We start from the raw sequence: 781 nt of genomic DNA, 5'->3' as shown, positions 1-781 counted from the left end.
GACTGGTTCACTGGTTAATAGGTGCCAGCTTAAGCCGTTCTTAGCGTTTCCTCGCTCTGTACAGCCGACATAGTAAACTGGGAGGGAGCGTCCTTTCTTATTGTAAGGCGCTTTGAGTGTCACTGGCGCATAGGTGATATCCAGTGTTGCGCTTCGGGCTTTTCTTCCTCCTTTTTGTGCAATGTGGATGTGTTTGGTGCCTGCACTCATCAGCTCGCTTGCAAACGCATAGAGCTTATCCTCACCTTCTTCAATATGACGACTTTGCATCGAGCGTACGACGAATCGTTGCTGCTCGGTCAGTTTATACTGCAAGTATTCGTAGATGTCCGCTTCGCGGTCACACACCGATATCACGTTCGCCATTTGTCCTTGCAGCCGCTCTGCCATCGCTCGTGACGCTGACTCCCACTTGTAACTTTCTTTTTCTTCGTAAGAAGTCGTCGCGTGTTTTTCTCTTTTTCCAATCGTGTTGATATCACGACTCCAGCGAGACTGTTCAATTAATCCCACAACTTGCTTTGTGTCTGGCGCAAACAGTAATACGCTATGAGCTAACAAGCCTCGTTGTTTTGCTCCTCGTCCGACATGACCCAAATCATCTCGAATGGAGGAATGTTTATAAACTAGTGTGGTCGTGTCTTCTAATGCGAGCAATAAGTTATGACTTTTTGCTTGTTCAACCGTGGCTTTAAAGCCTGACTCTGCTATAGCCGTTGCGTCAATATTCTCGTTGCGAATAAAGCGGTAGGCACCTTCCATATCGGCGGGGGATTGAGTG

1 protein-coding gene is annotated in these 781 nt (G+C 47.6%); it reads right to left on the bottom strand.

Going from position 1 to position 781, the window contains the following annotated elements; translation table 11 throughout:
* Positions 1-781 (bottom strand): IS4 family transposase (locus I6E69_RS20475; RefSeq protein ID WP_197122223.1); only part of this gene is annotated, 781 nt, incomplete at both ends.

The sequence above is a fragment of the Pseudoalteromonas sp. NZS100 genome (assembly GCF_015864815.1).
GTDB lineage: Bacteria > Pseudomonadota > Gammaproteobacteria > Enterobacterales > Alteromonadaceae > Pseudoalteromonas > Pseudoalteromonas distincta.
The sequence above is the reverse complement of the archived record's forward strand: the minus strand, read 5'-3'. Positions and strand labels throughout refer to the sequence as shown.